The following is a 4047-nucleotide window of genomic DNA, read 5'->3' on the forward strand; positions in this document are numbered from 1 at the left end:
TCACATTAAGTTCTTAACGTCACATTCTTATTTAAGCAGTTCGACACGAGTTTGTCGCGTCAATGGCAAAAACCACCCGGATAAATTCTACTAAGAGTTAACCCGCCGCGCAACTCTCGACTGCGGATTTCTCTAAAATTTTTTGGCTTTCAGTGCGCACTGTCGCGATCGCACTTTTTTCTCACAAACAACACAATTCGCCATCTTCCGGAAGTATAACTTCACGATCCCTTTAAATATATCGTGACACTGTGAAGATTCCATAAAGCCCCTCAATAAATTTTAGGTAGCATTCCCCAATTGTCTTGATAATTTCAAGCAGACGCAAAAAATTCCCCAGCGGATGTTGATGCAACTGCCTGATGATAACTCCGCCAGGGAAGAAAAATTTGCCAGTTAACGATGTGCTTGCTATGGTTAGAGAAGACCTAAACTCCAGGATACTTAAAGCAATGGAACGGTAGGACGTTGGTGCGATGCTCAAAATTTTGTTATTATTTACAGCGTCTCATCAGAAAGCACAGAGCCTTGCTTGATCCTCTGCTCTGGTTTAAATTATGTGGCTTGACCTTTAGAAGATGAAGCTATCAAGCAAAATTTCCGATCCGCGTCTATATTGACAACCCAACGAAGGTTGACTACCTAGAAAGAATTAACCTGATTGAGAGAAAGATATAGTAATTAATCGGGCAGAGATTACCATCTCTTTATATTGCCTGTTTCTAGTCAGGACTTCAGTTTTTTTTATATTTGTGAATAAGCACTAAAGTCCTGACTGCCAACTTAATTTAACCGCGAGACAAATTACTGCTGATTCCGCAGGCGAGGGTTGACAAATTCGTTTAATCCTTCCCCCACCAAAGACAGTCCCACCACCATTAAAGTCATCGCCAAACCGGGAAACAAAGCCGTCCACCAAATGCCAGTAGGTAGCGCATCTAAAGCTAAACGCAAGTCGTGTCCCCATTCGGGAGTTGCTTCGGGAAGTCCTAATCCGAGAAACCCCAAACCTCCTAATGTTAAAATTGCATCGGCAGCGTTGAGCGCAAACAGCACAGGTACGCTCTGAATCACATTCAGAAACAGGTAGCGCGAAAGCACTGTCCAAGTGTCAGCACCCATTGCTCGCGCGGCTTCGACAAACAATTCGGTTTTGACGCTGACGGTGTGATTCCTGACGACGCGGTAGTACTGAGGGATGTAGGAAATGCTCAGGGCGATCGCAGCATTCAAAACTCCTTTCCCCACTACAAACGCTAGCGTCAAAGAAAGTAGCAGCCCCGGCAAAGTATAAATTGTATCCATTAAAAATAACAACACTCGATCGAGCTTACCGCCCAAATAACCGCTAACCAAACCCAGCGGGACACCGATAAACAAACTCAAAGCAGTGGCTAAAATTACCACTTGCCAAGCAGCCCGAGAAGCAAACAGCGTGCGGGAAAATACATCGTAGCCACTGCGGCTAGTACCAAACCAATAATTCGCCGACGGCGGTTCGTGGATGGGGTTACTCAAAGCCTCGGTAGGATTTTGCAGCCATCCCCAAGCTTGCATAGCTGGAGACAAGGTGGCTACCAATATAAACACGACAGTTATTGTCAAACCTGCCCACATCATTTTCATTGACAGGCTTGACGGTGAGGCACTGTTGAGAAATCGCGGCAGTCGGAGGCGGCTTTGAGCCATAATGACGATCGACCTATATAAGACTTTTCGATTTTAGTAGCACTCAGGCGAAAAAACCCGGAACAGTCAAAAATCCTCTTTCTCATTCGCCAAACACTCGCGACAAACCGGGTTTTTTCGCACGATGGGGCTAAAAAAAAATCGGTTTCTCCCCTGAACTGGACTGGCGCGCAGGAGAGAAACCGGGTTTTCGGCAGGTGGGACGCCAGTTGAGTTTAGATTAAATCTCTCTTGGCAAACCTCAAATCTAAAATCGATCAAATTCCTACAAATTACTGGAAATTAACTCGCGGTACTGGCTTTTCGGCTTAACTCCTTTGAGATCAGCTACCAAATCTTTGTTTTTGAAATACTGAATCGTCGGCGTACCAATCACGCCAGCATTTTCAGCAATTTCTGGATCTTCTTCGATGTCAATTTCCACGTAGTGGATTTTGCCCTCGAACTCATCTACTACTTTGCTCAAAATCGGCTTGAGGCTGTGGCAAGGGCCGCAACTCGGAGAGGCATATTTGACCACAATCAGTCGATCGCTATCGTGGAACAACTTCCGCAAAGCATAGCCTCCTTCGTGGCGCGTGTCGTTGATATCAAAGTTATCGCTGGTTTTGCGTACTTTTTGAGCTTCCGGCGCTGCTGTAGGTTGCTCGGATTCCTCGGTTTGATGGAATTCCTGCGTTAAACCGTTAACTGACAGCCAACGTTCTGCCAGCATCGCCCCCATACAACCGCTGCCGGCTGCAGTGATTGCTTGGCGAAACTCGTGGTCTTGCACGTCGCCGACGGCGTAAACTCCCTCGACGCTGGTTTCTACCGAACCGTGTTGGGTGGCGATATAGCCTACTTCGTCGAGTTCTAGCTGACCTTGGAACAGTTGAGTGTTGGGAGTGTGACCGATCGCATAAAACAATCCTTTCACCAGCAAATCGCTCTCGGCGCCGGTCTGGATATTTCTAATTCTCACCCCGTCCATTTTGCCACCCGCTTCGCCCAAAATATCCACTGCTTCGGTGTTCCAGTGCACGGTAATTTTGGGATTGTTCAGCACTCGGTCTTGCATGGCTTTGCTGGCGCGCATTTGAGCGCGCCGCACCAACATATGTACGTGAGAGCCGTATTTTGTCAAATAAATAGATTCTTCCGCTGCTGTGTCGCCCGCGCCGATTACAGCTAAGTCTACTCCTTTGAAAATAGGGGTAGCGCCGTCGCAAATGGCACAGGCAGAAATGCCGTGACTCCAAAATACGTGTTCGCTAGGCAGCCCCAGCCGTTTTGCGGTCGCGCCTGTAGCTATTACTATCGTGTGGGTTTTGATTTCTCTATCTTCCGATCGCACTGTAAACGGACGCTTTGTCAAATCCACAGAAATTACATCTTCTGTGTATAATTCGGCACCCCAGCGCACTGCTTGAGCTTTCATCCGATCCATGAGTTCCGGCCCGGTGATGCCTTCGGGGAAACCGGGGAAGTTTTCTACTTCTGTGGTGGTCATCAGTTGACCGCCGGGGACGCCTCCCGCTTGGTAGCCTTCAAACACTACGGGTTTCAGGTTTGCCCTCCCGGCGTAGATGGCTGCTGTATAGCCTGCAGGCCCTGAGCCGATAATTACTAGGTTTTCTACAGTTTCGTGGGTCATAGCTATTTACTTAAACTCATAACGACTTCGTTTTACTAATTCTAGCAGAGTTTGATCGAGTTTGGCTTGATGCCATTGTGCGATCGAGTATCTGTATCTATTGTTGAGGGTCGATCGGTCTTCGGGGCAATTCCAGCTACTTTAATAAGCAAAAACAATCTAAAAGTCGATTTAGTTTTAAATGTTCGATCTATTTTGACCTCTCAATTCTTAAGAAAATCTAAAGACGACCAAAATTATTGACTTCATTCTCAATTATTTTACCTATTTACTTGCTTTGAGGCTTGTGGTACGATTTTAAAAATCCAGGGGTATTATGACTAATTTAAGTTTTTGATGCTGCAAGCTTTTAAAATCGTAAAATTAACGAACTCTGCAAATGTAATAAGTACAATTGTTTATGCAAAGTCTGCATTTTATGCTTTAAGAATTGTAACGCACATTTTGCCATGTTTGACAACATACCGTAGTTGTGGTATGCAAGGTGCGATGGGGGAAAATTGGATTCAGATTTTTAACCGCAGATGGGCGCGGATTAACGCGGATTAACGCAGATAAGATGGAATTTTGCTTTTTAAACTTGTGGAAAAAATCAAGATATTGTTTGTGTGCAGTCAGAATAAGTGGAGAAGTTTGACTGCCGAGAAGGGTAGTGGCCAAGAAGTAATGATGGTAAGATAGTAGCCTTGATAAGTTTTTTGTCAACTATGCCGAATTGTCCC

Annotated in this window: 2 protein-coding genes; both read right to left on the reverse strand. The window is 45.6% G+C overall.

The window, feature by feature from the left end; genetic code table 11:
* Positions 1-804: 804 nt before the first annotated feature.
* Positions 805-1689, reverse strand: a complete 885-nt coding sequence (locus QUA38_RS27860; protein WP_333167603.1) for an ABC transporter permease — start codon at positions 1687-1689, stop codon at positions 805-807.
* Positions 1690-1954: 265 nt separating this feature from the next.
* Complete coding sequence (trxB, locus tag QUA38_RS27865) at positions 1955-3325, reverse strand: thioredoxin-disulfide reductase (protein WP_333167605.1); 1371 nt, start codon at positions 3323-3325, stop codon at positions 1955-1957.
* Positions 3326-4047 lie beyond the last annotated feature (722 nt).

Origin of the sequence: Microcoleus sp. Pol12B4 (assembly GCF_036701385.1) — a bacterium.
Taxonomy (GTDB): Bacteria; Cyanobacteriota; Cyanobacteriia; order Cyanobacteriales; family Microcoleaceae; genus Microcoleus.